The sequence below is a fragment of the Cryobacterium algoritolerans genome (genome assembly GCF_004402785.1).
Lineage (GTDB): Bacteria > Actinomycetota > Actinomycetes > Actinomycetales > Microbacteriaceae > Cryobacterium > Cryobacterium algoritolerans.
The window spans coordinates 29,909-55,939 of sequence record NZ_SOFP01000071.1 but is presented as its reverse complement, the minus strand read 5'-3'; the positions used below and the strand labels follow the sequence as shown (position 1 = coordinate 55,939).

The following is a 26,031-nucleotide window of genomic DNA, read 5'->3' as shown; positions in this document are numbered from 1 at the left end:
TCCAGCACCTCACCACTCCAGGGAGACGCCCGGCATGACCACCATCGTTGCCCGTGACTCCATCCGGGCGCCCCAGCGGGCCGGCGATCGGATCTTCTCGACCGCGACCGTGGTGGCCGGCAGCCTCATCCTCGCCGTGCTCGCCGCCGTGGCAGCCTTCCTCCTGATGCAGAGCCTCCCGGCGTTCGTGGCCACACCCGCCGACTTCAACGGCGACGCCACCAACTTCTGGGCCTACGTCTGGCCTCTGGCCTTCGGCACGCTGTGGTCGGCACTGCTCGCGCTCCTGATCGCCATCCCGCTGGCGATCGGCATCGCCCTCTTCATCTCGCACTATGCCCCGCGCAGGCTCTCCCAGGGCCTCGGCTACATCATCGACCTCCTGGCCGCCGTGCCGTCGGTGGTGTTCGGCCTGTGGGGCATCGGAGTGCTTGCCCCGCTCCTGCAGCCCTTCTACACGAGCCTGGTCGAATGGTTCGGCTGGATCCCGCTCTTCGCCGGCCCCGTCTCCGGGACCGGGCGAACGATCCTCACGGTCTCGATTGTGCTGGCCGTGATGGTGCTACCGATCATCACCGCCATCTGCCGGGAGATCTTCCTGCAGACCCCCGTGCTCTACGAGGAGGCCTCCCTGGCCCTCGGCGCGACCCGCTGGGAGATGATCGCGATGGCGGTGCTGCCTTTCGGCCGCTCCGGCATCATCTCCGCATCCATGCTCGGCCTCGGCCGTGCCCTCGGCGAGACCATGGCCGTCGCCATGGTGCTCTCGCCCAGCCCGCAGGTCATCTTCCAGCTGCTCACGTCCCAGAACCCGACGACGATCGCCGCGAACATCGCCCTGAACTTCCCGGAGGCGCACGGGACCGGCGTGAACATCCTCCTCGCCACCGGGCTCGTCCTGTTCGTGATCACCCTGGCCGTGAACATGGTCGCCCGGGTCATCATCAACCGCCGCAAGGCATTCTCTGGAGCGAACTGATGAGCACCACGACTGTGGCGGCGCCCCTCCCCAACTCGCTCACCGCCGGCAAACTGCCCAAGCATTCCTCGCCGGTCGTGCTGCTGGCGAGCTGGCTGGTCACCGCGGCCGTCTTCCTCATCGTGCAGCTCTCCAGCGCCGGCACCAGCTTCAACGTCGCCGGCACCCTGTTCTTCGGTACGGTGCTCTACTGCGTCGCGATCTACCTGCTCTCCTATTTCGTAGAGGGCGTGCGGAAGGCCAAGGACCGGCTGGTCACGGCGCTTGTCACCGCCGCGTTCGTAATCGCCCTGCTCCCCCTGATCTCCCTCGTGGCCACGACGGTCATCAACGGGCTTCCGGCCTTCCTCACCCCGACGTTCTTCACGTCCTCCCAGCGCAATGTCGTCGGCGCCGGAGGCGGCGCGCTGCACGCCGTCATCGGCACCCTGTTCATCACAGGCCTCGCAACGCTGATCTCCGTGCCGATCGGGCTACTCTCGGCGATCTACCTGACCGAGTACGGCCGCGGCCGGCTGGCGCGGGCGATCACCTTCTTCGTCGACGTGATGACGGGCATCCCGTCGATCGTGGCCGGCCTGTTCGCCTTCGCGCTGTTCTCGCTCCTGTTCAACGACCCGGGGATCCGGTTCGGGTTCGGCGGAGCGATCTCCTTGTCGGTGTTGATGATCCCCGTGGTCGTGCGCTCCAGCGAGGAAATGCTCAAGCTCGTGCCCAATGAGCTGCGTGAGGCCGCGTACGCGCTCGGCGTGCCGAAGTGGCTGACCATCCTCAAGGTGGTGCTGCCGACATCCCTCGCTGGAATCGTGACCGGCATCATGATCTCGATCTCCCGGGTGATCGGCGAGACTGCGCCGCTGCTCATCATCTCCGGTTTCACCGCCAGCATGAACTACAACCTGTTCAGTGAGCGGATGATGACGCTGCCGGTGTTCGTGTACACCCAGTACGCCAACCAGGGCACAGACACGCAGGCCTACCTCGACCGCGCCTGGGCCGGCGCGCTCACGCTGATCCTGATCGTGATGCTGCTCAACGCCCTCGCCCGGCTGATCGCCAAACTCTTCTCCCCCAAGCTCGGCCGATAGCCTCCACCCGGCCGCTGGCCTCCAACTCGAAGGAATGCATGTCCAAGCGCATTGAAGTCAACGACCTCAACGTCTACTACAGCAAGTTTCTGGCTGTCGAAGGCGTGTCGCTGACGATCGAGCCCCGCACCGTCACCGCCCTGATCGGGCCCAGCGGGTGCGGCAAGTCCACCTTCCTGCGCACGCTGAACCGCATGCACGAGGTCATTCCCGGCGCGTACGTCAAGGGTGAGGTGCTCATCGACGGGAACAACCTCTACGGCCCCGGCGTCGACCCGGTGCTCGTGCGGCGCCAGGTCGGCATGGTCTTCCAGCGCCCGAACCCGTTCCCGACCATGTCGATCGGCGACAATGTGCTGGCGGGCGTGAAACTGAACAACCGGCGGATGGCGAAGTCAGACGCCGACGACCTGATCGAGAAGTCGCTCCAGGGCGCCAACCTGTGGCAGGAGGTCAAGGATCGCCTCGACAAGCCCGGCTCGAGCCTCTCCGGCGGCCAGCAGCAGCGCCTCTGCATCGCCCGGGCGATCGCGGTGCAGCCCGACGTGATCCTGATGGACGAGCCCTGCTCTGCCCTCGACCCGATCTCCACCCTCGCGATCGAGGACCTGATCGAAGAGATGAAGGCCGATTACACGATCGTCATCGTCACGCACAACATGCAACAGGCCTCGCGGGTCTCGGATCGCACCGGGTTCTTCAACATCGCCGGAACCGGCAAGCCGGGCAAGCTGATCGAGTACAGCGACACCACGACGATCTTTTCGAACCCGAGCATCCAGGCCACAGAGGACTACGTCTCCGGCCGCTTCGGCTGACCCGCCCGCTCCCCGCCCGCTCCCCGCCCGCTCCCCGCCCGCTCCCCGCCCGCTCCCCGACTCCGTGCCCTCTCCCCGCCTCCGTGCCCTCTCCCCGCCTCCGTACCCGACTCGCGAGAGTGCAGTTTTCGCCCTTTCGGGGCTGCTGAGAGGGCGAAAAGTGCACTCTCGCGGATGAGGATGAGGGATGAGTCGGGTGGGGTAGATCAGGCTGTGCGGGCGAGGAGGTAGGCGTTGAGGGATCGGGTCAGGTCGATGTCCGTCGGGCAGGGCTCGCCGTCGATGGACGTGACGACCACAGCGAGGCGCACGCTCGAGACCAGCCAGACCGCCTCGGCGTTCCTCAGCTCCTCGACCGTGACATCCCGGTATTCGGTCGACTCCCCCGCAGCCTCGAGGTACTCGAACACGCTCTGCTGGGTGGTGCCGTGCAGGATGGCGCCGCTCGGCGCCGGCGTGACGTACACGCCGCCTGTCCGGATGATCACGCTTGACGTCGGCCCCTCCATCGCGTAGCCGTCGTGGGTGGTGAAGATCGTGTCGTCGGCGCCGCGGCGCTTCGCCTCGCGGATCGCGGCCATGTTGATGGCGTAGCTGAGCGTCTTCGCGCCCATCAGCAGCCAGGGCGCCACTTCGGCCACCCCGCGGGGGTAGCCACGGTCGAGGGTGACGACGCGCACGCCCTGCTCCCGCACGGCACGGTAGTCGGGCGCCGCCGTCGCGTGCAGCCACGCCGTGGGGGCCGGCCCTGACTCGACACCGCGGCTGAGCACGAACTTGAGCGCGAGTTCTCCCTCGCCGGGGATCCGATCGACGGCGTGCGCGATCGCCGCCCGCCACTGCGCGGCGTTGGGCACGGGCAGTTCGCAGATCTCGGCCGAGTTGCGCAGCCGGCTGATGTGCGGTTCGACCTCCTGCGGGTGGCCGTTCACCACGCTGAGGGTCTCGAAGATGCCGTCACCGCGCTGGGTGCTCAGCTCTCCGACCCGCAACGCCGGCGCCGTCGATTCCATCTCGTGGAATGTGTCCGCGAACTCGGTTCGGGTGGAATCCGCCGGAACCGGGTCGATCAGCAGGGTGAAAGGCAGCGTCATACCCCGAGCCTACTTCGATCGAATCAGGAACTCTGGATGGCGACAATCGGGTCGGTCGTCGGCTGCTTGGAGCCGCCCTTGGGCTCGACGGTGACCCCGATGAGGTCGCCGACCGTGATGCTGCCGTCCAGTACCCGCCACACCGTTCCGGTTCCGGAGGAATCGAAGGTGCCGGCCGACACCGCTCCCGTCCCGCCGATGTACCAGAGCTGGTAGTCCTTGTCGGAGGGCAGTTCCGGCAGGTCATCGACCAGCAGTGCGGAGAGTTTGCGTTCGGTGGACCAGACCAGGGTGGCCTTGTGGCCGTCTGAGGTTGTGGTCGAGGCGCGCTTGGAATCCGGCGCCGAGTTGATCTGGGCCAGCCCGGCCGCCTGCTGCTGCGGGAACTGGTCGGAGTTGAACGCCTGACCGGCGAACGCGCCACCCACGAAGAGTGCGACGGCCGCGGCCGCAGCGACGAGCATGCTGACCGGTCCACGGAACCAACGCCGCCTGGCCCGTTCGGACGCGGTGCCCCCTGAAGACGCCGCCACCGGCGTGACGGGGCCGGCGGATGCCTCGGCGGGTCGCTCGGCGGCGGGCTCGACGACATCCGGCGGCACGGGCACGGCGCGGACGACGGCGGGTGCAACCGTCGGCGCCCGGAGGGGGGGCAGCTGCGGGGTAGTGGCGAGCCGGGCCATTAGGGATGCCTTGAGCGCCGCGGACGGCTGGACCGGGGCGGTGGCCAGGCCAAGGGCTACGGCGGTGTCGCTGAGTTCTGCCGCCTCGATTCTGGCCTGTTCCGACTCCGCGAGGTGGGCCTCGTAGCCGGCAGCCTCGCCCGGGTTGAGCGCATGGAGGGCGTAGGCGCCGGACATCTCGCCGGGGTTCTCGCCTACGTTGTCGACGCGGTTGTTGCCTGTGCCGGTCATGCTGCCACGCCCAATTCGTCCCGCAGCCGGATCATGCCGTCTCGAAGGCGGGTCTTTACGGTGCCGAGCGGGATATGCAGGCGTTCGGCGACTTCGCTGTGACTGAGACCGCCGTAATACGCGAGGCTGATCGCCTGGCGTTGCAGTTCGGTCAATCTGGACATCGCCTTTTCCACCCTTTCGTGCTCGATACGTGTTTCGACGGTTTCGGACACGTTGTCGTACTCCACCGCGAGGTCGCGGATGCCGATCTTCGTGTCCCGGTCGCGTCCGGCCTGGGACGACCGGATTCGGTCGACCGCACGCCGGTGCGCCATGGTCAGGATCCAGGTCGAGGCACCGCCACGCTGCGCCTCGTACCGCGACGCCGACTGCCAGATCTCCAGGAAGATCTCCTGGGTCACTTCTTCCGACTGCGCGTGGTCGATCAGCAGGCGTTTGACCAGACCGAGCACCCGAGGGGCCATCTGGTCATACAGGTCTCCGAAAGCCGTTTCGTTTCCCTGAGCCACGCGGCCCAGCAGCACCTCCTTGGAGGCAGGAGCAGTCGACTCAAGGTCGAAGTCGAAATCAGCAGTCATGAGACCCAGCATGTCAGGTCTTTTCCCGTTCCATGTCTAGGGTTCGGTGCCGAACCCGGGTTGGATTGGGGGAAAGACGAATCAACGGCGAAGTGAACACAAAGTGAAGGCCGGGCCGCAGAACGCCTCTCGGCGCGAGGCCGCTCGGAGCGGCGAATATTGGAGCCCGGGGTTACTGCGGCCCGACCAGCATCCAGTGTAAACGACGACCTCGGGTTATTTGTTCCCCAGCTCAGGAAGGTGCCGGCGGCCCGGGCCGGGGAGACCGACCGGGCCGGTCCCGAGCGGTTCAGTCCAGGGACTCGCTGCGCCACAGCCTGGCGCAGGAACCGAGCTCCTGCGCCGTGGTCGAGAAGCGCAGCGCTCGGGTCGTGAGCTCGGTTGCTCGCAGTGGCTCGCTCGTCTCCGAATCGTCAGCGACGCTCGTGCAGCCGATCGAGATCACCCGACAGAACGCCGCTGCGCGGTCGAGCGCCACCGCAAAGTCACCGGTGAAGATCCCGCGCAGGATCTGGTCGGCCAGCGCGATGATCTCTCCGGGGCCAGTCGGGGCCGCTGCACCGGCAATCACCGGGTCAATCGCCACGGTGACCTCAGTGCCCCGCTGATAGAGGAGCGCCGTACCATGCGGGTCCTGCCTGATCAGGAGTCGCACCAGGTAGATCCGCCAGAGTGCGCCGGGAAGGCTGCGCGGGGTCGCACTCGCCCACAACTCCGCGACGGCGTCCACGCCGTGCTCATCGGTGTAGGCGACCAGCCGGTCGACGACTGCGGGATCCGGGTCGTTGCGCACCCGGGCGAGGAGGGCATGGGCTGTCTCGTGGGCGACACGACTGATCGACGCCGGGTCGTCGCCACCCTGGAACGACTCGAACTTGCTGCCGGAGAACTGGGTGGGCTTGTGGAAATCGTCGGCCATCGCATCCTCCTGCTGTTCGCTTCGGCGCCGCCGCCCCGACACTCTTGGGGCGCAGTTCAACGGTACCCAGAAAAACCCTTCGCGAATCCACGCTAGATTATTAACCGCGGGCCTCTAGCTCAGTTGGTAGAGCAAAGGACTTTTAATCCTTGGGTCGTCGGTTCGAGCCCGACGGGGCCCACTTTCTCGCGGCACCCGGCCGACGGATGCCCTCTGCTGCTACTACGCTCGAGGTATCGACCGGGCCGGAGCCGGGTCGGCACCGCGAACGGAGGCGCAATGTCCAGGAAAGTGAAGTGGCTCGACCAACCCGAGGCCGAAGACTTCCCGAAGGCCGCCAACTTCCTGCATCTGCTCGTGAACGACGGCGCTGTCGAGGCCACCGTTGGCGCGCTTGAGGCGGCGCCGCTCACGCACCAGAAGGCCAAGGACATCCTCCGGGCGAGCGGCCTGCCGTTACTCGACGCCGCCAATCCGCACGTGGCCGCCTACCTGAAACTGATCCGTGACGGGGTGAGGCTGTCCCCGATCCTGCTTGTCCGCGGCAATCTGCCCGCCGGGGTGCCGCTGCACATTGCAGACGGGTACCACCGGGTGTGTGCCACATACCTCACCAACGAGAACACCGACATCCCCGTGCGGCTCGCCGATCTGACGCTCTAACCGCCCCCTGGAGAGCGCCGAGATGACCTTCCACACCCTGGCGATCATCTCCGTCGTCGCGCTGCTCGGGCCGCTTCTGGCCATCCCCCGTCGCTGGCGCCTGCCGGTGATGCTCGGTCAGCTTCTCGCGGGCATCATCGTCGGGCAGAGCGGCCTCCGGCTGGTGGATTCGACGGACCCGTCGATCACGCTGCTGGCCGACGTCGGATTCGCGCTGATGATGTTCGTCGCCGGATCCCACGTTCCCCTGCGGGACGGTCAGAAACGGTCTGCGCTCGGCAAGGGGGCGGCCCGCGCGACCGTCACCGCCGTGTTCGCCGCCGGGCTCGGGGTGGGGATCGCCGCGCTCTTCGGCATCAACCACGCGCCGCTCTACATCGTGCTGCTCGCCTCGTCGTCTGCCGCCCTGGTCTTGCCGATCATCGACTCCCTGCGACTGAACGGGAGCCCGGTACTCGAGGTGATCGCACAGGTCGCCATCGCGGACATCGCCGCGATCGTGGCACTGCCCCTGGCGATCGACCCGCCCAATGCCGGCCGGGCGGCGCTCGGCGCGGCCGCGGTGGCCGGCGCATCCGTGCTGCTCTATCTCGTGCTCTCCCGACTGGAGAAAACAGGGGCGCGGCTCCGCCTGCACCACCTGTCGGAGTCCCGTAAGTTCGCCCTGGAGCTGCGAATCCAGCTCGCGATCCTCTTCGCCATGGCGGCCCTGGCCGTCTACAGCCATGTGTCGATCATGCTGGCCGGGTTCTCGTTCGGACTGGCCGTTGCCGCCGTCGGCGAACCGAGGCGACTGGCCAGGCAGCTGTTCGCCATCGCCGATGGATTCCTCGGCCCGCTGTTCTTCGTCTGGCTCGGCGCCTCTCTCCACCTGCTCGACCTCCTGAACCGGCCGCAGATGATCGTGCTCGGCCTGTCGCTGGGGCTCGCCGCCGTGCTGGCGCACGCCGTCACGCGCTTCCTCGGGCTGCCGCTTCCGCTCGGCCTGATGTCGGCCGCGCAACTCGGGGTGCCGGTCGCCGCGGTCACGATCGGCACCCAATCGAACCTGTTGCTGCCCGGTGAGGCCGCGGCGCTGATCCTCGGGGCCCTGGTCACTATCGGGGTGTCCGCCATCGCGGGCGGACGGGCAGCCACGCACCGGGAGCCCGAGCCGGTCCCCCCGCAGCGCCCCCCGGCGGTCACGGCGCCCTGACACTGCGGGCCCTGTTCGCGGCACGCGGACGACGCTCTGCGGAATTCCCGGCGGGCGTACAGCGTTGATGGGGTAAGTGTTCGGGTTTCCCGCTCATACTGCAGAACAGAACGGGCACGGCCCGGCGACGAACTAAGGAGGTCGCACGTGGAAAGAGTAAACGAAGAGGTAGAGGTCAACACCGGAGTGATCGAGAAGTACCGGCGCCACAGCAACGGGCGTGGACTGGTCTCCCCCGCCGCACGGGTGCACGCGAGTGCGTTCGTGTCGAGCACGGCCTATGTCGAAAGCGGCGCGCAGGTCAGCGCCGAGTCATGGATCGGGCCGGGAAGCTGGATCGACCACGGGGCAGTCATCGGGTCGCGGGTCTTCATCGGCCAGAACGTGCACGTCGGCGCGGACGCGCAGGTGGGAAACGGAGCCCGGCTGGGCAGTCACTCCCGAATCGGCCGGAACGCCCGCATCCCGGCCGGCGCCGTTCTCGACCGGGACGTCCGTGTGTCCGACAACGCGGTGGCCGCCGCAACAGTGTCGCGCAGCGCCCACGCCGCACACGGGCAGGCCGACCTGCCAGGGGCCGGACTCCGTTCGGCCGCCTGATCCGGCGTTAGACGGGGCCCGGCGTTACACGTGGCCCGGCGGATGCCGCAGCTCGCGCTGGACCATCAGCGCGAGCTCCCGCAGCAGGACCAGGTCCACCGCTCCGTCGCGGCGAGGCTCCGGGTCGAAGACGCAGAGCGCGCCGATCCGTTCCCCGGAGGGGGATTCGATCGGGAACCCGGCGTAGAAGCGGATGTGAGGCTCGCCGACGACGAGCGGGCTCTCCCGGAAGCGATCGTCGAGTAGGGCATCCGCGACCACCATCGGTTCCGGTCCCTGGATCGTGACCGTGCAGAAGGAAGTGCTCCGCGCCACCTCATCGGGGTCGAGGGATATCCTCGCCTTGTGCCACTGCCGATCAAGGTCGATCACGGTCACCGCGGCGGAACGGGTGCCGAACATGATTCGGGCGAGGTCGGCGATTCGGTCGTACCGTTCCTCCGGCGCCGTGTCGACGATGCCGAGCCGGTCGACCGCATTCTGCCGCATGGCCTCGCGGGTGGCAGCATCCTTCAGAACGAGCGGGGCGACCTCCTGCGCGGAGGCGAAGCGCTCCGTCTCCAGCGCAGGCACCATCGACGCCGCGAGCAGTCCCGCCCAATGGGAGTACACCCCCGGGGAGCGATAGCGATCAGCGCCGGGGAGCGGTGCTCCGTCGAGGGGCACGAAGTTGGCGTGCGGGACATCGGCGCAGATAGCGGCCGTGGCCAGGTTCAGCCTGCGCGCGTGCCCGTCTGCCAGGTCGCCGAGCGAACTATCGAAGATCGGAATCGACCGGATGGGCTGGATCCCGGCAACGAACACCCGGGTGCTGCCCGAGCTGCGCTGCACCAGCTGGCGCAGGAGCCTGCTCAGCTCGAGCCGCCACACCCGCTCAGACGCCAGGGTGACCGACTCGTTCACGCCCAGGGTGACGACGATCGCGTCGAATCGGGTCAGCCTCAGGTCGTCGAGTTCGGCAAGAGCGGTGACCGCTGTCATCCGGGACCGGGCGACAACGTCGACGTCGACTCCGCGCCCGGTTCGCGCCGATACGGCGCGCGCCAACGCCCCGGGGAGGGCGAGGTCGTGGCTCATCACCCCGCGGCCGACCGCCGGCCCGGACCCGACGATGAGGATACGGTCGGCGTCGACGCCCGCGGAGTGCGCTTGCGGGGCATCCGTGGGCATCGGGATGTTCGTGAACTCCCTCTCGGCGGCCGTGGCCCAGGCACGCATCGTCGGCGCCAGCGACCTGCGAATGAGTTCGTGCACCGGTTCCTCTTGCGCTCCCACTCGCGAGGGAGGTCCACGCGGATTGGCCCAGTATCCCCCATCCGTCGAAATTGTATGCAATTGGACGGCGGGTGCCGCCGCCCGGGCCCGGCTCAGGTCAGTGACACGACGGCGTGCGCGGCCGCGAAGATGGCCAGTCCGGCGAGGGCGCCGACGACCGTGCCATTGATGCGGATGAACTGCAGGTCCTTGCCGACCTGAAGCTCGATCTTCTCCGAGGTCTCGGTCGCGTCCCACCGTTCGACGGTCTCGGTGATGACGCCGGCGATCTCGTGCCGGTAACTCCGCACCAGATAACTGGCCGAATCCGCGATCCACCGGTCGATCCGCGCGCCGAGGGCACCGTCGTCGAGCAGCCGCGCGCCCACCTCGATCACCGTGGAGCGGATGCCGGCGCGCAGTGCGCTTGCCGGGTCGCCCAGGGCATCGACCAGCGAGGCCTTCACCGACTCCCAGGTTTCGCCGGCGAATTCGCGCAGCCGAGCGCTGTCGAGCAACTCGCGCTTGAGCGTCTCCACCCGGGTGATCATGGCGGGGTCGTGTTGCAGGTCGCCCACGAGTTCGACGAGGTAACGGTCGATGGCGCTGCGCAGCGGGTGCGCGGCATCCACCCGCACCGCGGCGAGGAAGGCCAGCACCTCCCGGTGCGCCTTGTCGTCGACGAGCTTGTCGACGAATCCGGGCATCCAGCTCGGCAGGCGCTGCGACACGGCCCGGCCGAAGGCCTCAGGGTGTGCGAGCAGCCAGCCCTCGGCTCGCTCCAGCAGCAGGTCGACGGCAGCGTGCTGTTGCCCGGATTCCACCAACCGTTCACCGACCCGGCCGATCGGGGGTGCCCAATCGGCCTGCACGAGGTGCTCGCGGGCGACGGTCTCGATCAGGTCCTTGATGGCGTCGTCGCTGAGCAGTTCGAGCAGCCCTGTGCCGGCCACCGCGACCTCATCGGTCAGCCGACCGGCGTTCTCCGGCGACGACAACCACGCGCCCAACCGCCGGGAGACTCCCATCGATTCGAGCTTGCCGCGCACTACGGCCTCGGAGAGAAAGTTCGTCTCGACGAACTCACCCAGGCTCGCTCCGATCTCGTTCTTGCGGCTGGCGATGATGTTCGTGTGCGGGATGCGCAGGCCCAGCGGGTAGCGGAACAGTGCCGTCACCGCGAACCAGTCCGCGAGAGCGCCGACCATGCCGCCCTCGGCGGCGGCCCGCACGTACTGCAGGGCCGGGTAGCGCTCCTGTAGTGCGAAGGACACGGCGAACACGACGCCCATCACGAGAAGCAGGCCCACCGCGAGCCGTTTCATCCGCACGAGGGCCGTCTGCCGTGCGGTATCGGACGGGCTCAGGTTCGACGGGACTGGCGTTCGTCTCAACGCTGACGCTTGCTCGACCATCACCCCAGCTTGCCCGATGCGGCGCGGGCGGCGAAACCCCCGGCGTGATTGCCGAGACCGGGGGCGTCGGGCGACCTGGTTTGACAGTCACGACCACCGGGCCGGCTCGACCACCGACGGTGGTCGAGCCAGTCGAGACCCTGGGGCGGCACGACCACCGGGGCGGAGAAGGGTCAGCAGTGGCAGTGGTCCTCGCCCGCTGCGGCCGGGGTGCTCGCCGGCACGTCGAGCACGGGGCTGCGGTCGAAGAAACCGTCCGGTTTGAGCTTGAACCCGGCCGTGTCGACCGGCATGATCGGCCAGTCTTCGATCCGCGGATAGTGGGTGAGACCGAAGGTGTGCCAGAGCACGATGTCCTGCCCGTCCAGGTCACGATCCGCGGCCATGTATGCCGGAAGACCGGCGCCACCCGCGTGCTGGTTGACGAAGTCCCCGGTGGGGTAGCGCTCATCCTCGGCAAAACGGGTGACCCAGAGGTCCTTGGTCGCGAACGCCGCCCGGCGCGCGACGGACGACGCCTCGTCCGCGAGCAGGGTCGGCTGCCCCTGGGGGTAGAGCTTGTAGCCGACGGGCTCGCCGAGGCGGTTGAGCACGGTCGGGTTCGAGACCAGCCAGGTGCGGCCGTGTCGCATGTCCGCCTCTCGCACCCCGTCGGCCTCGCGGGCCAGCACCGTGCGTTTGCGGGTGAAGGCATTGCCGCGTTCGTTGCCGAAACCCATCGGCACGCGCACCGCCTCCTCCTCTTCGACCCGGTTGGTCAGTCCGTCGACGGCCATGTCCAGCCGGGCACTGAACAGGTGCTGGTGGAAAGGCGCACCGAGCCCCGGGGCCAGCTCCGAGGCATACGGGTAGCCCTTGCCCGGGTACGCGCTGGTGAAGACGATGCCGGTGGCCTTTGCCTCGAATTCGATGGTGCCGTCGAGGTAGAGGTACCAGTAGAAGCCGTAGTCGTAGTTCCCGATGGTCGTGAAGAAGGAGATCACGAGGCGACGGTTGCGGCGGGTGTAGTCGATTCCGGTCCAGAGGTCGCTGTGCTTGGCGAGGATGCTCCAGTCCTCCTCGTGCATGCAGATTCCGTTGCGGATCTCACGGGGGTTGCCGAAGCCATCTGTGATGACAGGGCTGAGGTAGGTGATCTCACCGAGGCAGTCGCAGCCGAGCTCGAGCGAATTTGCGTACTGGCCGACCAGGTACTCGCCGGTGTCGAAGTAGTTCTGCCACGACCGCACGGGCGACGGATCGCCGTAGGGCACGACCATTTCCGCGATCGACGCCCGTCGGATGATCGACCGGCGCACCCCGGCGTCGTCAAAGCCGATGTTGTGCAACACGACACCCTCGCGCACATCGAAGCCCACATCAAGGCTCCACTTCTCCCACTCGACGTGGTTTCCGCCGGTGACGGTGAAACTCGGGCCCTCCGGCTGGGTGATCTCGATCGGTTTGAGCGTCTCGCGCAGCGGACCGGTGAGCGTTGGATCGGTGTAGTTACCGTGCTCGGCCGGGATCGGCAGCACGCCGTAGTCGATGACCTGGTCCACGGTCTTGCTCACGATGTCGACGTAGGCGACAAGGCCGTCGATCGGGTGGGCCCACGGGCTGTCCTCCGGGAACTGTTGGACGAAAGCGAGCCCGCGCAGGATGCGACGGCCCTTCTCCTCCGGATACTCGAAGACTCCGGCCGACAGCGGGGCGACCCGCACGGTGGCGACATCCAGTCCGCGTGCGGCGAGCGCCGCCAGCCAGCGCGCGTCGTGGATGAGGAGCTCCTCAACCGCGCCGAATTCCTCATCGAGCACGGGCAGCTCGCCGGTCACCGCGGTGTCGAGCTCGACCACGGATTCGACAGCTCGCCGGGTCACCGAGACGGTGACGTCCTTGGGCGCCACGCCGGAGATGTCATGCAGGAACGCCCGGAAGCGCCGGTCCGCCTCCCCGGGCGCCGTTGCCCTCGGCGGGTCGAGCAGGCCGAGGTACGCCACCCGCACGCTCTCCCCGAGCAGGCCGGCCTCACTCAGGATCACCCTGACCGACTCGAGTTCGACGGCGGAGGTCAGCGCGTGCGCACCGTCCAGGGGAGGTGAGGCCGTGGTGGCGTCAGCGGAGGCGAGTGTCATGGGAACCCTTTCGAGGTTGTGGGCCGGGCAGGTGAATGCGCCGGGCATCCAAATGCGTCACTGCATTTATTTCCTATGGTTGTAGAAGAATAGGGCTCAGTAAGCTCGGGGGCAAGGGTCAATTCCTTCGAGTTCTTTTTCGAGATGGGGAAGCATGCCAAAGGTTGTCGACCATGATCAGCGTCGGGTCGAGTTGGTCGACGCGACCTGGCGCATCATCGCCAGGCACGGCATCGAGGGTGCGACGATGCGCGAAATCGCGGCAGAGGCCGGGTTCGCGAACGGCGCTCTGAAGCCCTACTTCCCGACCAAGGACGACCTGCTCACCTTCGCGTTCGGGCACGTGTTCAGCCAGACCAGCGAACGGATGCGCGCCGCCACGACCGGAAAAACCGGACTCATCGCGCTGCGTGCCTACTGCCACGAGATCCTGCCGCTGGACGACATCCGCATCAGCGAGGCCCGCATCGTCATCCCGTTCTGGCAGAAGGCGCTCAGCGATCCGGCCAAGGCGCAGCTGCACGACGCGTCGATGCTGCAGTGGCGGCAGGCCCTCCGCGCCCTGCTCACGGAGTGTCGCGCGAACGGGGAGATCCACAGCACGGTCGGCGACACGGACATCGTTGGGCACCTGATGACGGTGGTGCTGGGCGCCCAGATCACCGCGGCCCTCTCCCCCGCCGACCACTCACCGAACCAGCTGATCACCCAGCTCGACGGCTACCTCCATTTGCTGGCGACGGGCGACTGATCCGCACGGCGGTTTTTCGACGTACGTTGAAAAAAGAGTGACTTTCCCGGCGAACCCGGCTAGGTTACTGCCACAGCGTGTCTGCACACGACGGCAAAGGAGCCCACCGTGACGATGACCATGGCCACCCCGCCCGCCCCGGCCGGCGACAGCGACGACGCCGTCCACCGCGCCGAGGCGAACTCGTTCGGCCAGTGGCGCACCCTCGTCTCTGATTCGTTCGTTCCACTCGAGGTGCGTTCCGACACGCGCGACTTCCACGGCACACTCCGTTCGCGGGTGCTCGACGACCTCTCCATCGTCGAGGTCACGGCCACCGGGCACCAGGTCCTGCGCACCCCGTCGCTCATCGCCAGGTCCGACCGGCAGTACTTCAAACTCAACCTGCAGCTCTCCGGCAGCGGGATCCTGATCCAGGACAATCGCGAGGCGACCCTGCGCCCGGGCGACCTCGCTGTCTACGACACGAACCGGCCGTACACCCTGGCCTTCGAACGGGACTTTCGCACGCTCGTGCTCATGTTCCCGCACGACGCGCTCGACCTGCCCGCGGATGCCATCGCGCAGCTCACCGCGGTGAGAATGGCCGGCGACGCGGGCCTTGGCCGGATGATCAGCCCGTTCATGGTGCAACTGGCCGAGAACCTCGATGCCCTGTCCGGCTCGACCGGCCACCGGCTGGCGTACAACGCCGTCGACCTGGTCGCGACAATGTTCGAGAGCGAGCTGAGCATCCGTCGCGACCCTGCACCCGGGACCCGCGGCGACCTGCTCACGAGCATCCACCGCTACATCGAGGCCGAACTCGGCGACCCGGAGCTGTCACCGGCGGGGATCGCCGCGGCCCACTTCATCTCCCTCCGCCAGCTGCACAATGTGTTCCATCCGGCCGACACCACGGTGTCCGGCTGGATCAGGGCACGCCGGCTCGAACACTGCCGGCGGGACCTCCGCGACCCCATCCTCGCGCCGCGCTCGGTCGGGGTGATCGCCGCACGGTGGGGGTTCATCGATGCCGCCCATTTCAGCCGGATCTTCCGCACGGCGTTCGGCGAACCGCCCAGCACCTACCGCCGCGGCTGACCGGGCCCGCATCCGTTTCGTCGCTGGTCGTCAACTGCCGTACCCGGAATGGCAAGTCCGCTCCGACGCGTTCGGACAGAGTCGTCACACAGGATCCGCAGACGAGACCGGATGCATGCCGCACCCGCCCCCGGCGCCCTCACCCCCGAATTCCGTTGTCATCTCAATGAGGAGCACACCAATGACGACCACCCACATCGAGGCCGAACCGGAGACCACCCTGCACAAGGGGAGGCTCGGCGTCATCGGCATCGTATTCTTCGTGGTCGCCGCAGCGGCCCCGCTCGTCGGGATGACCGGCGCGGTTCCCGTGGCGATCGTGCTCGGAAACGGGGCGGCCGCCCCCGGCGCGTACCTCATCGTCGGCATCACCCTGCTCCTGTTCAGCGTCGGCTACGCCGCGATGAGCCAGCGGGTGACCAACGCCGGCGCCTTCTTCGCCTACGTGGGCCGGGGCCTCGGCAAGCACCTCGGCACCGCGTCGGCCTTCGTGTCGATCCTCGCCTACCTGGCCATCCAACTCGCGATCTATGGATTCTTCGGCGGGCTCCTGGCCGCCCAGGTCGGGCTGCTCCCCTGGTGGGCCTGGACGTTGCTCGCCTGGGTCCTGGTGACCCTGCTCTCCCTGCTCAGTGTCGACGTTGGCGCCAAGGTCCTCGGCGTTCTCATGCTGCTCGAGCTGACCGCCCTCATCGTCACCTCCGTCGCGATCCTGGCCAACGGCGGGCCGGAGGGGATCGACGTCTGGGCGTCGTTCAACCCGACCGCGATCCTCGCCGGCGGACTCACCGGCTCGGCCGGTATCGCCTTCGCGTTCGCATTCGCGTCCTTCATCGGCTTCGAGGCCACGGCCATCTACGGCGAGGAATCCAAGGACCCCAAGAGGGTTGTTCCACGCGCAACCTACCTGGCGGTCGGCGTGATCACCGTGCTCTTCGCCCTCACCGCGTTCGCCATGGTGACCGGGATGGGAGCATCATCGGTGGTCGAGAAGACCGTGGAGCTCTCCACCCTCAACGGCGTACCGCTTGCCGACCCGGCCGCGGTGCTCTTCGCCCTCGCCACGCAGTACGTCGGCCCGTGGATGGCGACCCTGATGGGGATCCTCGTACTGTCCAGCCTGTTCGCCGGGTTGCTCGCCTTCCAGAACGCGGCGGGCCGATACCTGTTCGCGCTCGGTCGGGGCGGGGCCCTGCCCGCGCCGCTCAGCCACGTGAACCCGCGCGGCGCTCCGAGCACGGCATCCGTGGTCACGTCGGTCGTCACGGGACTCGTCATCGCCGTCTTCGCGCTCTTCCAGCTCGACCCGGTGCTGAACATGTTCTACTGGTTCAGCGGCCTCGCCGTTGTCGCGATCGTGCTGATCGAGATTCTCGTCTGCATCGCCATCATCGTCTACTTCAACCGGAACAAGGGCAGTGAGAATCTGTTCCAGACGGTCATCGCGCCGATTCTCGCCGCGATCGGCCTCGTCATCGGCGAGTACCTGCTGATGAGCCGGTTCGGCCTTCTCGCCGGCACGGTCGCCGAGGGGATCGACCCCACGACGACCTCCTGGGGGCTGAGCCCGATCGGCTGGGTCCTGGTGGCGTTGCCGTTCGCGCTGCTCACCGCCGGTTACGTTCTCTCCCTCGTCTCCCACAGCGAGAACGAGGAACTGGTCACGGACATACTCTCGTAGCATCGGTCGACCAGATCACCGGACGTTTCACCCTGCCAGGCCGGTGTGACGGATGCCCCAGCGCACCGTCCAGGTCTCGCCGGGTGGCAGCCAGCGCAGTCCGGCCCCCGTGTTGAAGGCGTTCGCCGGAGCCGTCATCGGCTCCACCGCGACCGCGCGCCCCGGGGTCGGACCGCCGGGGCCGTCGACCGGGAAGGCACGGGGCGTGAAGACCTGCACGTAACGCATGTTCTCATCCCCCCAGACGGTGACGCTGCGGCCGTTCGGCGCGGTCAGCGAATGTTCCACTGCAGCCCTGTCGCCGTCGAACGCATCGCCGTCGTCGTCCAGCTCGTCGGTGTCGCCACCGGAAACGGTTTCCCTCATGGTGACGGTGAAGCCGTCGTCGAGGTCGAGGTCCCGCACCGTTCGCCCGGCCCGCAGGTCGTAGCCGGTGCCGTCCACCGGCGCTTCGCCGACCGGGTTCAACCGCTCGTCCACCTCGATCCGCGTGCGGGTCGGCACCGTCAGCGTGAGGTCCTCGGTGGGAACCCCGCCGATCTTCAGATAGGGGTGGGCTCCGATGGCTACCGGGGCGGTATCCGTGCCGACGTTGCGCACGGTGTGGGTGACGTCGAGCCCGTCGTCGGTGAGGGCGTACGTGACGGTGGTGTCGAGCTGGAAGAGGTAACCGGTCTGGGGGAACACCGTCGCGGCGAGGGTGACGGCCGCCGTGCCGCGGTCGAGCAGTCGGTAGGGAGAGCCGGCGAGCAGGCCGTGGATGGCGTTGTGCTCGAGCGGCTCGTTGATCGGCAGCTGCTGCTCCAGTCCGTCGTGCATCCAGACGCCGTCGCGGATGCGATTCGGCCACGGCACCAGCACCGTGCCCGCGCCCCTGGGCGGAATCGAGCTTGCCGGGAAGGTCTCGACCAGGTCTATTCCGTCCACGGAATATACTCGAAGCCCCGCGCCGACCTCGGTGACGATCGCCAGCGCCGGCCCGCTCGGGGTGGCCGCTCGCAACTCGTACTGTGTGCCTGTAGCTGCTCGCATGCGTTCAGCCTATTCCGGCTGGAGAACGGTCAGACCGGCGTCGCGGAGGGGTTCTAGGCCGTCCGCCGGGGCGTCGGCATCCGTCACAAGGGTGTCGAAGGCGGTCAGCGCGCCGATCCGGCCGAGGTGCACCTGGCCGAGCTTCGAACCATCGGCCACGACGATTGCCCGCGTCGCGGCAGCGAGCATGAGTGTCTTGATGCCGGCCTCCGGGAGGTTGATGTTGGTCACACCGTGCTCCGCGTCCACCCCGTTGCAGCCGATGAACGCCAGGTCGGCGTGCACCTGGCCGAGCACCGTCGCGGCCAGGGGCTCGACCAGGGAATGCTGCAGTGGGCGCAGGGAGCCGCCGGTGACGATCACCGTGAACCGGGGAATGGCCGGTTCGAGTTCGAGCGCGATGCTCAGGCCGTTCGTGATCACCACGACGTCGGTCAGTTCGGTGCGGGCGAGCAGCGCCCTGGCCACCGCGAGCGTGGTCGTTCCCACGTCGAGGATCACGCTCTGCCCGCTCGAGACGAGCGAAGCGGCGAGCACGCCGATCTGCTGCTTGGGCAGCACGGATGCCGCGAGAGCCTCCTCGAACGAGGACTCCCGGTCGGGCCTGGCCCCGGTTCCCGTCGGAGCCGGCACCGCGCCGCCGTGCACCCGCTGGAGGGACCCGGCCGCTTCGAGGGCATCGAGGTCGCTCCTGGCGGTCACTCCGGACACCCCGAAGGCCTCACGGAGCTCGCTGACCCGCACGAATCCGCGCTCGTCGACGAGCATCTGGATGCTTTCACGCCGCTGGTGCGGCGGGAGGGCCTCGCGATCGAGCTGCGGTTGCGGGTTCTGGTCCTTCGGCAGTGCGGATTCGGACATGGTGCCATCTTCACTTAGTTTGCTTTAGTTTTCAATTCGAAACTTGTAGTTTCAGATTTGCAAATTTGTTATCGTGGTCAGTGCCATGAATACAAAAAACTTCGTCGCCGACACCGGCATCATCCGTCACCGCCACACCCTCGCGGACGGCCGCGACCTGATCTACTTCGATGACCCGGACAGCACGCTCCCGCCGGAGCGCGCCCCCGACCTTCGCGAGCTCGATCCGCGGCCCGCGACGGCCCGGATGCGCCAGGACCCGCTGAGCGGTGAATGGGTGTCGATCGCCGCAACCCGCCAGAACCGGGTGTTCCTGCCGCCGGCGCATCTCGATCCGCTGGCCCCGGCGACGCCGGAGAACCCGTCAGAGGTGCCGAGCAACTATGACGTGGCCGTGTTCGAGAACAAGTCGCCCTCGTTCGGCCCGTTGCTGACGGATGCCGACGCGCCCACCGGCCAGGACGACCTGACCAGGATCGGCCTGGGCCGCATCCGCACCTCGGTCGGACGCTGCGAGGTCGTCTGCTTCAGCCCCGCTACCGAGGGCTCGTTCGGCAGCCTGTCGGTCACCCGCGCCCGCACCGTGATCGAGGCGTGGGCTGAGCGCACGCACGCGCTCTCGGCGCTGCCCGGGATCGAGCAGGTGTTCCCGTTCGAGAACCGCGGTGAGGCGATCGGTGTCACGCTGCACCACCCGCACGGCCAGATCTACTCGTACCCCTACGTGACTCCCCGCAGCCAGCGGGTGATCGCCGCCCTCGACTCCTACGGGCCCACCCTGTTCGCCGACATCCTCGCCTCCGAACGGGCCGGGGACCGGGTCATCCTGACCGGTGAGCACTGGAGCGCATTCGTGCCGTTCGCCGCCCGCTGGCCGATCGAGGTGCACATGCTCCCGCACCGCCAAGTGCCCGATTTCGCCGGCACCACACTGGCCGAACGCGACGAACTGGCGGTGCTCTACCGCCGGCTGCTGCGCGCACTCGACGCCATTTACCGCACGCCGACACCGTACATCGCCGCCTGGCACCAGGCCCCGGTGAACACCCGGCGCGACGAGATCCGGCTGATGCTGCAGGTGACGAGCCCGCGCCGGGCCGAGGACAAGCTCAAGTTCCTGGCCGGTTCGGAGGCCGCCATGGGCGCCTGGATCGGCGACGTCACGCCCGAGCAGGCGGCCGTGACGATTCGCGCGGCGCTCGAACGATCCGATGCGGCCGATGCGGCGAATGCGGCGAATGCGGCGGCGGATGCCGTCGGCCAGGCCGAGCGGGCCGCCAACCTCCCCGGAATGGCCCAGTCATGAGCGAACTCCACCAGACGGTGACGACCGGTTTCGAGACCCGGTTCGGCCGGGCACCCACCGGGCTCTGGTCGGCCCCCGGCCGGGTCAACCTGATCGGCGAGCACACCGACTACAACGACGGCTTCGTCTTCCCGTTCGCGATCGACCGCCGCACGGTCGTGGCACTCGGACTTTGCGCCGACCGGCTGATCCGGGTGGCGAGTTCCTTCGCCGACGATACCGTCGAGCTGTCGCTGGACGATCTCACCCCCGACAACCTCGACGGCTGGTCTGCCTACCCGCTCGGCGTTGCCTGGGCGCTTGGCCGGTTCGGCGCCGACCTTGCCGTCGTTCCCGGCTTCGAGGTGTTCATCGATTCAGACGTGCCGATCGGCGCCGGGCTCTCGTCCTCGGCCGCGATCGAAAGCGCGGTCGCGGTTGCCCTCAACGACGTCTGGCAGCTCGGGCTGGACCGACGCGTGCTGGCCAGGGTCGGGCAGCTCGCCGAGAACCGGGCCGTCGGGGCGCCGACCGGGATCATGGACCAGTCCGCCTCCCTGCTCGGCAGAGCCGACGCGGCCGTGTTCCTCGATTGCCGGAGTCTCGACGCCGAGGTGATCCCGCTCGGTTTCGACGCGGCCGGGCTCGAACTGCTCATCATCGACACCCGGGTGAGCCACGCGCACTCCACCGGCGGTTACGCCTCCCGCCGGGCATCCTGCGAGGCCGGCGCCGGCCTGATGGGGGTTCCGTCGCTGCGGGACCTCGGCGTGGACGACCTGGGCCGGGCCCGCGAGCTGCTCGACGACGAGACCTTCCGCCGGGTGCGGCACGTGGTCACCGAGAACCAACGCGTGCTCGACACAGTGCGGACCCTGCGCGAGCAAGGCCCGCTCGCGATCGGCGCCCTGTTGGACGCCTCACACGTGTCCATGCGGGACGACTTCGAGATCTCGGTGCCTGAGCTCGACCTTGCGGTCGAGACCGCCCGGGCCGCCGGGGCGATCGGGGCTCGGATGACCGGCGGTGGGTTCGGTGGAGCGGCGATCGCCCTGACCCCGAACGCCCTGATCCCGGCCGTCACGGCCGCCGTCACGGCCGCCTTCGCCGCCCGCGGCTTCGGCACGCCCGACCTGTTCGTCGTGCGCGCCGCCGACGGCGCCGGTCGCGAACAGGACTGACGCCGGCACCCACACCGGACGCGTCAGGGAGCCACGGCGGTCGGTTCCCCGCCGGTGATCCGCACCAACTCGTCGAACGTGGTGGGGAAGACCGTGTGGGCATGCCCCGCGGCGGCCCAGACCACCGGGAATTCGGCGAGCGCGACATCCACCAGGGTGCGCAGCGGCGACGGATGCCCCACCGGTGCGACCCCGCCGATCACCTGCCCGGTCGCATCCCTGACCACCTCCGGTGACGCCCGCCCGATAATGCCGCCGAGGCGTTGCCCCAACCACTCGGTGTTGACCCGGTGGGCGCCGGACGTCAGGACGAGCAGCGGCTCGTCGTCCAGCGTGAAGACGAGCGAGTTCGCGATCGCGCCGACCGAGATGCCGAGCGCCGCCGCGGCGGCCGGGGCGGTCGTGGCCGCGTCGTCGAACCAGCGGATGTCGGGATCGAGACCGTGCCCGCGGAGGGCATCACGCACCCGATCGACGGCGGGATGAGTGGTCTTGACCATGCAGCCAGACTAGACGTCCCTCCCGCCCGCTGCCGGCATCCGCCGCACCTGCCCCTCTCAGTGGCGCCGAATCTCCGCCGAACTGTGAGCAAAGCCCACTTTTAGGGCCAAAAAGAGCGCATTACTCACAGTTCGGCGGAGTGGAGATCGAGCGGATACGCGGGCGCGGGCAGACGCGAGTCCGGCGGCGCGGGAAAGCGGCGCAGTAGGCTGGCGCGTATGACTGCCGACAACACCGCCCGCATCATCACCCTCGCCGACCGCCCCGGACCGAGCGTGGCCGCCACCGCGTTCGTCGCCCCCGGCGCCGTGCTCGTCGGCCAGGTCATCCTGGCCGAGAACGCCAGCGTCTGGTACAACGCGGTGCTCCGCGCCGAGGCCGAGCCGATCCGGATCGGCGCCGGCTCCAACCTGCAGGACAACGTGTCCTGCCACGTCGACCACGGCTTCCCTCTGATCCTCGGTCGCAACGTCTCCGTCGGCCATGGCGCCGTGCTGCACGGCTGTACGATCGAGGACGACGTGCTCGTGGGAATGTCGGCGACCATCCTCAACGGCGCCGTCATCGGCGTGGGCTCGCTCGTCGCGGCCGGGGCCGTCGTGCTCGAGGGCAGCGTGGTACCGCCGCGTTCCCTGGTCGCCGGAGTGCCCGCGAAGGTGCGCCGGGCGCTGACGGATGACGAGGTGGCCGGCATCCGTCACAACGCCGAGGCGTATCTGGAGCATTCGGCCCTGCACTCGGCGTCCCTGGCCGAGCCGCAGGCCTGAGCCAGGGACGCCGCTCCCGGTCGTGCCGGGCGGTCAGTCCAGGACGACCGGCGCCAGCTCGTCCCAGACGTCCCCGGGGCCCGGGTTGCCCGGCGCCGATTCCCCGCCGAGGTGCCGCACGGTCCCCCAGACCGCGTTGAGGGCCGTGGTCACCGCGCCCTCCGCCCAGCCGGCCGTGAACGAGATGTCGTCACCGGCGAGGAAGACGCCGCGCTGGGCGGCAGGCAACTCGTGCTGCACGAAGTGCCCGAAGAGCCGTTCCTGGTAGCGGTAGTGACCGGGCAGGTTGTTCTTGAATGCGCCCATGAAGTTGGGGTCGGCCTCCCACGACACCGTGATCGGCTCGCCCACAATGTGGGAGGCGATGTCCACCGTGGGGTAGATCTTCTTCAGCGAGTGGAGCATGAGGTCGGTGCGCTCATCCGCGCTGAGCGAGAGGAACTTCAGCGCGTCATCGTTCCAGGTGTACGAGAGCAGGATGACCGCGGGCTTGTCCGGGCCGTCATCGAGCAGGTACGTCGCACGCGGCAACCGGTCGGTGAGCGTCATGCTCAGCACGTGCCGCCCGGTCGCCGGGTCGATGTCGTTCCAGAACGGGCGGTCCACCATGACGAAGGTCTTGGACGACTGCATGTAGTGGCTGCGCTCGATCGCCGTCCACATCTCCGGCGCGAAGAGCGTCTCCTCCGTGTCGATCCGGGCGGAGAGCAGCCAGGACTGGCAGGTGACGATGGCCGCCTCGAACTCGCGGGTCGCCCCCCACTTCTCCGTGATCCGGATGCCGCCGCCCTCGCCCCGCTTGATCGAGGCGACGGCTCCGCGCGGCACGCCACCGTTCAGGCCGGCGACCGAGGTGCCCTTCGGCCAGTGCACCAGATCGTCGGGGGCGTGCGACCAGAGACCGTCCGGGAGCCGCTGGGCGCCGCCGAGGATGCGCCGGTGCTTGTCGTCGGCGTCGGTGAAGACCACCCGCAGGATCTCGAGGATCGAGTTAGAGAAGTCGGTGTCCCAGCCGCCGGTGCCGAAGCCGACCTGCCCGAAGGCCTCCCGATGTGCGAAGGACTTCTCCCTGAAGGCAGCGCTGCCGGCGATGAAACCGTAGAACGTCTGCTCGTCGAGTTCGGCGACGATCCGGTTCCAGATCCGTTTGATCGTGGCAACATCGCGGCTGCGCAGGGCCTCCTGCACGGCGTCGAAGTCGACCTCTTCGCGCAGGGCCCGCCGCCAAGCCTCGGCCACCTCGGTGAAGAACGGCGGCAGGTCGTCTGCCGTCTCCGCATAATGGGCCGTGCCCTCCAACTCGATCAGCGTGCTCGGCGTCACAGCTGAGAGCGGGTTCGGGAACTCCCGGGTCTCCAGGCCGACCGTGTCGACGTAGTGGTAGAAAGCCTTACCCGACTCGGGGAAGCGCATGCCGCCGAGGTCGGCGACAACGCCGGGCGCCGCGGAGAACTCGGCCGTCTTCAGCCGGCCGCCGATGCGGGCGGCCTCGTAGACGATCGGCTTCAGGCCCAGCCGGAGCAGCTCGTACGCGGCGATCACGCCGGACAACCCGGCGCCGACGACGGCCACCTCGGTGCCCAGCTTGAGGTCGGGCACGCGGCCGAGCCCGGCCGGGTGCGCCAGGTAGTGGTCGTAGCTGAACGGGAAGTCCGGATTCAGCATGGTGATCGGCAGACGTGCGGCCTCGCCGGGAACGCGGGGGTGCGGAAGATCGGATGCCATTGTCATTTGAGTGCCTTCACGATCGACAGGGAGGAATCGGCTGCGTCCGCGTAATCCACGGCGCTCAGTGCGCCGACGACGGAGTGCTTCCGACCGTAGAGGAAATACAGGCCGGTGCCAATGAGCATCCAGATTCCGAAGACCAGCCAGGTCGTCCCGCCCAGGGTGAGCATGAGCAGGACGCACATCGCGAAGCCGGCGATCGGGACCAGCGGGTAGAACGGCACCCGGTAGGAGCGCCGGAGTTCGGGCCGGGCCCGGCGGAGGTAGATCACGGACAGGTTCACCAGTGCGAACGCGCAGAGGGTGCCGATGCTGGTCGCGTCGGCGAGTTCGCCGAGTGGGATCAGGGCCGCGGCGACCGCGACGACGATCCCGACGATGAGGGTGCCGGCGACGGGGGTGTTCGTGCGCGGGGAGATCCGGCCGAACACCCTGGGGACCATACCGTCCCTGGACATGGTCATCAGGATCCGGGTCTGGCCGTAGAGCACGGTCAGCACGATGCTCGCGATGGCGATCACGGCGCCGACGGAGAAAACCAGGGCCACCCACGGCTGGCCGGTGAGTTGTTGCAGGATGACAACGAGGGAGGCCTCACCGCTGTGGAACCAGGTCCACGGCCGGGCCCCGATCGCGGCGATCGCGACCAGGATGTAGATGACGGTGATGATCAGCATCGACAGGATAATCGCCTTCGGCAGGTCGCGTTGGGGGTTCCTGGCCTCCTCCCCGGCGGTGGAAGCGGCATCGAAACCAATGTAGGAGAAGAACAGCCGGGACGCGGCCGCAGAGATCCCCGCGACTCCCATCGGGGCAAGCGGTTCGAAGTTGCGGGCGGAGAACGCCGTGAACGCGATCGCGACGAAGATGAGCAGGATGACGATCTTGACGCCGACCATCACCGTGTTTACCCAGGCGCTTTCCTGGGCACCCCGGATGAGCAGCAGCATCGACAGAATGACGAGCCCGGCGGCGGGCAGATTCACCACTCCGCCGAAACCGGGCGGCTGGGCGATCGCGTCCGGCAGCTGCAGGCCGAACGTTGCGAGGCTCTCATTGATGTACTGGCCCGCACCGACGGCCACGGCCGCGATCGACACGGCATACTCGAGTACCAGGCACCACCCGCAGACCCAGGCGATGCCCTCGCCCATGGTCGCGTAGACATACGAGTAGCTCGAACCGGATGCCGGCACGCAACTGGCCATCTCGGCGTAGGACAGGGCGGAGAGCAACGCCGCGACCCCGGCGACCAGGAAGGCGATCCAGATCGCCGGCCCGGCGAGGGGAATCGACGCGCCGAGGATCACGAAGATACCGGTGCCCAGGGTGGCGCCGACGCTGATCATGGTGAGCTGCCAGAGTCCGAGGCTGCGCTTGAGGTCGCCGTGGGGCAGGGGCGACTCGTCGGGGTGCGGGAGCCGGTCGATCGGTTTGCGCCGGGCCAGCTGGGTGCGCAGGGAGGTTTTCGTCTCGGTTCGGGGCAGGCTAGTGGCCGTCATTGACGGTCCGTTCCGACGTTGA

The 26,031-nt window shown here is 68.2% G+C and carries 24 protein-coding genes and 1 tRNA gene; 13 read left to right on the top strand and 12 right to left on the bottom strand.

Annotated elements, in window-relative coordinates; translation table 11 throughout:
- Positions 1-34: 34 nt before the first annotated feature.
- From pstC to pstB, 3 genes are read left to right on the top strand one after another with little or no spacing between them, the layout of a single operon-like run.
- Positions 35-979, top strand: a complete 945-nt coding sequence (gene pstC / locus E3O19_RS14445; RefSeq protein WP_134568713.1) for a phosphate ABC transporter permease subunit PstC — start codon at positions 35-37, stop codon at positions 977-979.
- Positions 979-2,067, top strand: a complete 1,089-nt coding sequence (gene pstA, locus E3O19_RS14440; protein WP_134568711.1) for a phosphate ABC transporter permease PstA — start codon at positions 979-981, stop codon at positions 2,065-2,067. The genes pstC and pstA overlap by 1 nt, the downstream gene beginning before the upstream one ends.
- A gap of 38 nt (positions 2,068-2,105) precedes the next feature.
- A complete protein-coding gene (pstB, locus tag E3O19_RS14435) occupies positions 2,106-2,885 on the top strand; it encodes a phosphate ABC transporter ATP-binding protein PstB (protein ID WP_134568709.1) in 780 nt (259 codons plus the stop codon).
- A 206-nt stretch (positions 2,886-3,091) separates the two neighbouring features.
- On the opposite strand, the gene E3O19_RS14430 is transcribed toward pstB, so the two are convergent.
- The 4 genes from E3O19_RS14430 to E3O19_RS14415 form a co-directional block, all read right to left on the bottom strand.
- The gene (locus E3O19_RS14430) at positions 3,092-3,979 is read right to left on the bottom strand and encodes an aminodeoxychorismate lyase (RefSeq protein ID WP_134568707.1); all 888 of its coding nucleotides are present in this window, start codon (positions 3,977-3,979) and stop codon (positions 3,092-3,094) included.
- A gap of 23 nt (positions 3,980-4,002) precedes the next feature.
- Positions 4,003-4,893 (bottom strand): anti-sigma factor, encoded by an 891-nt coding sequence (locus E3O19_RS14425; RefSeq protein ID WP_241981392.1) that lies wholly within the window; start codon positions 4,891-4,893, stop codon positions 4,003-4,005.
- Positions 4,890-5,486: a sigma-70 family RNA polymerase sigma factor gene (locus E3O19_RS14420; RefSeq protein ID WP_134568705.1), complete on the bottom strand. Its 597-nt coding sequence runs from the start codon at positions 5,484-5,486 to the stop codon at positions 4,890-4,892. The genes E3O19_RS14425 and E3O19_RS14420 overlap by 4 nt, the downstream gene beginning before the upstream one ends.
- Before the next feature lie 277 nt (positions 5,487-5,763).
- Complete coding sequence (locus tag E3O19_RS14415) at positions 5,764-6,393, bottom strand: DNA-directed RNA polymerase subunit beta (protein WP_134568703.1); 630 nt, start codon at positions 6,391-6,393, stop codon at positions 5,764-5,766.
- A gap of 108 nt (positions 6,394-6,501) precedes the next feature.
- On the opposite strand from E3O19_RS14415, the gene E3O19_RS14410 reads away from it, so the two are divergent.
- From E3O19_RS14410 to E3O19_RS14395, 4 genes are all read left to right on the top strand, one after another.
- Positions 6,502-6,574, top strand: a tRNA-Lys gene (locus tag E3O19_RS14410).
- Between the two features lie 98 nt (positions 6,575-6,672).
- A complete protein-coding gene (locus E3O19_RS14405) occupies positions 6,673-7,056 on the top strand; it encodes a hypothetical protein (protein WP_134568701.1) in 384 nt (127 codons plus the stop codon).
- Between the two features lie 22 nt (positions 7,057-7,078).
- The gene (locus E3O19_RS14400; RefSeq protein ID WP_134568699.1) at positions 7,079-8,251 is read left to right on the top strand and encodes a cation:proton antiporter; all 1,173 of its coding nucleotides are present in this window, start codon (positions 7,079-7,081) and stop codon (positions 8,249-8,251) included.
- A 147-nt stretch (positions 8,252-8,398) separates the two neighbouring features.
- The gene (locus tag E3O19_RS14395; RefSeq protein ID WP_166804589.1) at positions 8,399-8,851 is read left to right on the top strand and encodes a hypothetical protein; all 453 of its coding nucleotides are present in this window, start codon (positions 8,399-8,401) and stop codon (positions 8,849-8,851) included.
- Between the two features lie 24 nt (positions 8,852-8,875).
- Here E3O19_RS14395 and E3O19_RS14390 read toward each other — a convergent pair whose 3' ends face one another.
- The 3 genes from E3O19_RS14390 to E3O19_RS14380 form a co-directional block, all read right to left on the bottom strand.
- A complete protein-coding gene (locus E3O19_RS14390; RefSeq protein WP_134568695.1) occupies positions 8,876-10,105 on the bottom strand; it encodes a GAF domain-containing protein in 1,230 nt (409 codons plus the stop codon).
- Positions 10,106-10,218: 113 nt separating this feature from the next.
- Complete coding sequence (locus tag E3O19_RS14385; protein WP_134568693.1) at positions 10,219-11,520, bottom strand: DUF445 domain-containing protein; 1,302 nt, start codon at positions 11,518-11,520, stop codon at positions 10,219-10,221.
- Positions 11,521-11,693: 173 nt separating this feature from the next.
- Positions 11,694-13,637 (bottom strand): primary-amine oxidase, encoded by a 1,944-nt coding sequence (locus E3O19_RS14380; RefSeq protein WP_134568691.1) that lies wholly within the window; start codon positions 13,635-13,637, stop codon positions 11,694-11,696.
- Between the two features lie 154 nt (positions 13,638-13,791).
- On the opposite strand from E3O19_RS14380, the gene E3O19_RS14375 reads away from it, so the two are divergent.
- The 3 genes from E3O19_RS14375 to E3O19_RS14365 all read left to right on the top strand — a co-directional run bounded on the left by E3O19_RS14375 (position 13,792) and on the right by E3O19_RS14365 (position 17,152).
- Positions 13,792-14,388, top strand: coding sequence for a TetR/AcrR family transcriptional regulator (locus tag E3O19_RS14375; protein WP_134568689.1), 597 nt, complete (start codon positions 13,792-13,794; stop codon positions 14,386-14,388).
- A gap of 120 nt (positions 14,389-14,508) precedes the next feature.
- Positions 14,509-15,471: an AraC-like ligand-binding domain-containing protein gene (locus tag E3O19_RS14370; RefSeq protein WP_241981395.1), complete on the top strand. Its 963-nt coding sequence runs from the start codon at positions 14,509-14,511 to the stop codon at positions 15,469-15,471.
- A 181-nt stretch (positions 15,472-15,652) separates the two neighbouring features.
- The gene (locus E3O19_RS14365) at positions 15,653-17,152 is read left to right on the top strand and encodes an APC family permease (RefSeq protein WP_134568687.1); all 1,500 of its coding nucleotides are present in this window, start codon (positions 15,653-15,655) and stop codon (positions 17,150-17,152) included.
- A gap of 27 nt (positions 17,153-17,179) precedes the next feature.
- Here E3O19_RS14365 and E3O19_RS14360 read toward each other — a convergent pair whose 3' ends face one another.
- Both E3O19_RS14360 and E3O19_RS14355 read right to left on the bottom strand, forming a co-directional pair.
- Positions 17,180-18,184 carry an aldose 1-epimerase family protein gene (locus E3O19_RS14360; protein ID WP_134568685.1) on the bottom strand — a complete coding sequence of 335 codons (1,005 nt, stop codon included), beginning with the start codon at positions 18,182-18,184 and terminating at the stop codon, positions 17,180-17,182.
- 9 nt (positions 18,185-18,193) lie between these two features.
- Entirely contained in the window at positions 18,194-19,045 is an 852-nt protein-coding gene (locus tag E3O19_RS14355; protein ID WP_134568683.1) for a DeoR/GlpR family DNA-binding transcription regulator, read from the bottom strand.
- A gap of 85 nt (positions 19,046-19,130) precedes the next feature.
- On the opposite strand from E3O19_RS14355, the gene galT reads away from it, so the two are divergent.
- A complete protein-coding gene (gene galT / locus E3O19_RS14350) occupies positions 19,131-20,351 on the top strand; it encodes a galactose-1-phosphate uridylyltransferase (protein WP_134568681.1) in 1,221 nt (406 codons plus the stop codon).
- Positions 20,348-21,511: a galactokinase gene (galK, locus tag E3O19_RS14345; protein WP_134568679.1), complete on the top strand. Its 1,164-nt coding sequence runs from the start codon at positions 20,348-20,350 to the stop codon at positions 21,509-21,511. The genes galT and galK overlap by 4 nt, the downstream gene beginning before the upstream one ends.
- Before the next feature lie 23 nt (positions 21,512-21,534).
- Here the strand turns inward: galK and E3O19_RS14340 are convergent, their stop codons facing one another.
- Positions 21,535-22,011: a YbaK/EbsC family protein gene (locus E3O19_RS14340; protein WP_134568678.1), complete on the bottom strand. Its 477-nt coding sequence runs from the start codon at positions 22,009-22,011 to the stop codon at positions 21,535-21,537.
- Between the two features lie 219 nt (positions 22,012-22,230).
- Between E3O19_RS14340 and E3O19_RS14335 the strand changes: the two genes are divergently transcribed.
- Positions 22,231-22,779, top strand: coding sequence for a gamma carbonic anhydrase family protein (locus tag E3O19_RS14335; protein ID WP_134568676.1), 549 nt, complete (start codon positions 22,231-22,233; stop codon positions 22,777-22,779).
- A gap of 33 nt (positions 22,780-22,812) precedes the next feature.
- Here the strand turns inward: E3O19_RS14335 and E3O19_RS14330 are convergent, their stop codons facing one another.
- Positions 22,813-24,510: a flavin monoamine oxidase family protein gene (locus E3O19_RS14330; RefSeq protein ID WP_134568674.1), complete on the bottom strand. Its 1,698-nt coding sequence runs from the start codon at positions 24,508-24,510 to the stop codon at positions 22,813-22,815.
- Positions 24,507-26,009: an APC family permease gene (locus E3O19_RS14325; RefSeq protein ID WP_134568672.1), complete on the bottom strand. Its 1,503-nt coding sequence runs from the start codon at positions 26,007-26,009 to the stop codon at positions 24,507-24,509. Before E3O19_RS14325 ends, E3O19_RS14330 begins: the two co-directional genes overlap by 4 nt.
- Positions 26,010-26,031 lie beyond the last annotated feature (22 nt).

What these genes read in the sequence shown, in the direction of transcription:
- pstC (WP_134568713.1), top strand. Translation starts at nt 35, where the DNA reads ATGACCACCATCGTTGCCCGTGACTCCATCCGGGCGCCCCAGCGGGCC.
- pstA (WP_134568711.1), top strand. Translation starts at nt 979, where the DNA reads ATGAGCACCACGACTGTGGCGGCGCCCCTCCCCAACTCGCTCACCGCC.
- pstB (WP_134568709.1), top strand. Translation starts at nt 2,106, where the DNA reads ATGTCCAAGCGCATTGAAGTCAACGACCTCAACGTCTACTACAGCAAG.
- E3O19_RS14430 (WP_134568707.1), bottom strand. Translation starts at nt 3,979, where the DNA reads ATGACGCTGCCTTTCACCCTGCTGATCGACCCGGTTCCGGCGGATTCC.
- E3O19_RS14425 (WP_241981392.1), bottom strand. Translation starts at nt 4,893, where the DNA reads ATGACCGGCACAGGCAACAACCGCGTCGACAACGTAGGCGAGAACCCC.
- E3O19_RS14420 (WP_134568705.1), bottom strand. Translation starts at nt 5,486, where the DNA reads ATGCTGGGTCTCATGACTGCTGATTTCGACTTCGACCTTGAGTCGACT.
- E3O19_RS14415 (WP_134568703.1), bottom strand. Translation starts at nt 6,393, where the DNA reads ATGGCCGACGATTTCCACAAGCCCACCCAGTTCTCCGGCAGCAAGTTC.
- E3O19_RS14405 (WP_134568701.1), top strand. Translation starts at nt 6,673, where the DNA reads ATGTCCAGGAAAGTGAAGTGGCTCGACCAACCCGAGGCCGAAGACTTC.
- E3O19_RS14400 (WP_134568699.1), top strand. Translation starts at nt 7,079, where the DNA reads ATGACCTTCCACACCCTGGCGATCATCTCCGTCGTCGCGCTGCTCGGG.
- E3O19_RS14385 (WP_134568693.1), bottom strand. Translation starts at nt 11,520, where the DNA reads ATGGTCGAGCAAGCGTCAGCGTTGAGACGAACGCCAGTCCCGTCGAAC.
- E3O19_RS14380 (WP_134568691.1), bottom strand. Translation starts at nt 13,637, where the DNA reads ATGACACTCGCCTCCGCTGACGCCACCACGGCCTCACCTCCCCTGGAC.
- E3O19_RS14375 (WP_134568689.1), top strand. Translation starts at nt 13,792, where the DNA reads ATGCCAAAGGTTGTCGACCATGATCAGCGTCGGGTCGAGTTGGTCGAC.
- E3O19_RS14370 (WP_241981395.1), top strand. Translation starts at nt 14,509, where the DNA reads ATGGCCACCCCGCCCGCCCCGGCCGGCGACAGCGACGACGCCGTCCAC.
- E3O19_RS14365 (WP_134568687.1), top strand. Translation starts at nt 15,653, where the DNA reads ATGACGACCACCCACATCGAGGCCGAACCGGAGACCACCCTGCACAAG.
- E3O19_RS14360 (WP_134568685.1), bottom strand. Translation starts at nt 18,184, where the DNA reads ATGCGAGCAGCTACAGGCACACAGTACGAGTTGCGAGCGGCCACCCCG.
- E3O19_RS14355 (WP_134568683.1), bottom strand. Translation starts at nt 19,045, where the DNA reads ATGTCCGAATCCGCACTGCCGAAGGACCAGAACCCGCAACCGCAGCTC.
- galT (WP_134568681.1), top strand. Translation starts at nt 19,131, where the DNA reads ATGAATACAAAAAACTTCGTCGCCGACACCGGCATCATCCGTCACCGC.
- galK (WP_134568679.1), top strand. Translation starts at nt 20,348, where the DNA reads ATGAGCGAACTCCACCAGACGGTGACGACCGGTTTCGAGACCCGGTTC.
- E3O19_RS14340 (WP_134568678.1), bottom strand. Translation starts at nt 22,011, where the DNA reads ATGGTCAAGACCACTCATCCCGCCGTCGATCGGGTGCGTGATGCCCTC.
- E3O19_RS14335 (WP_134568676.1), top strand. Translation starts at nt 22,231, where the DNA reads ATGACTGCCGACAACACCGCCCGCATCATCACCCTCGCCGACCGCCCC.
- E3O19_RS14330 (WP_134568674.1), bottom strand. Translation starts at nt 24,510, where the DNA reads ATGACAATGGCATCCGATCTTCCGCACCCCCGCGTTCCCGGCGAGGCC.
- E3O19_RS14325 (WP_134568672.1), bottom strand. Translation starts at nt 26,009, where the DNA reads ATGACGGCCACTAGCCTGCCCCGAACCGAGACGAAAACCTCCCTGCGC.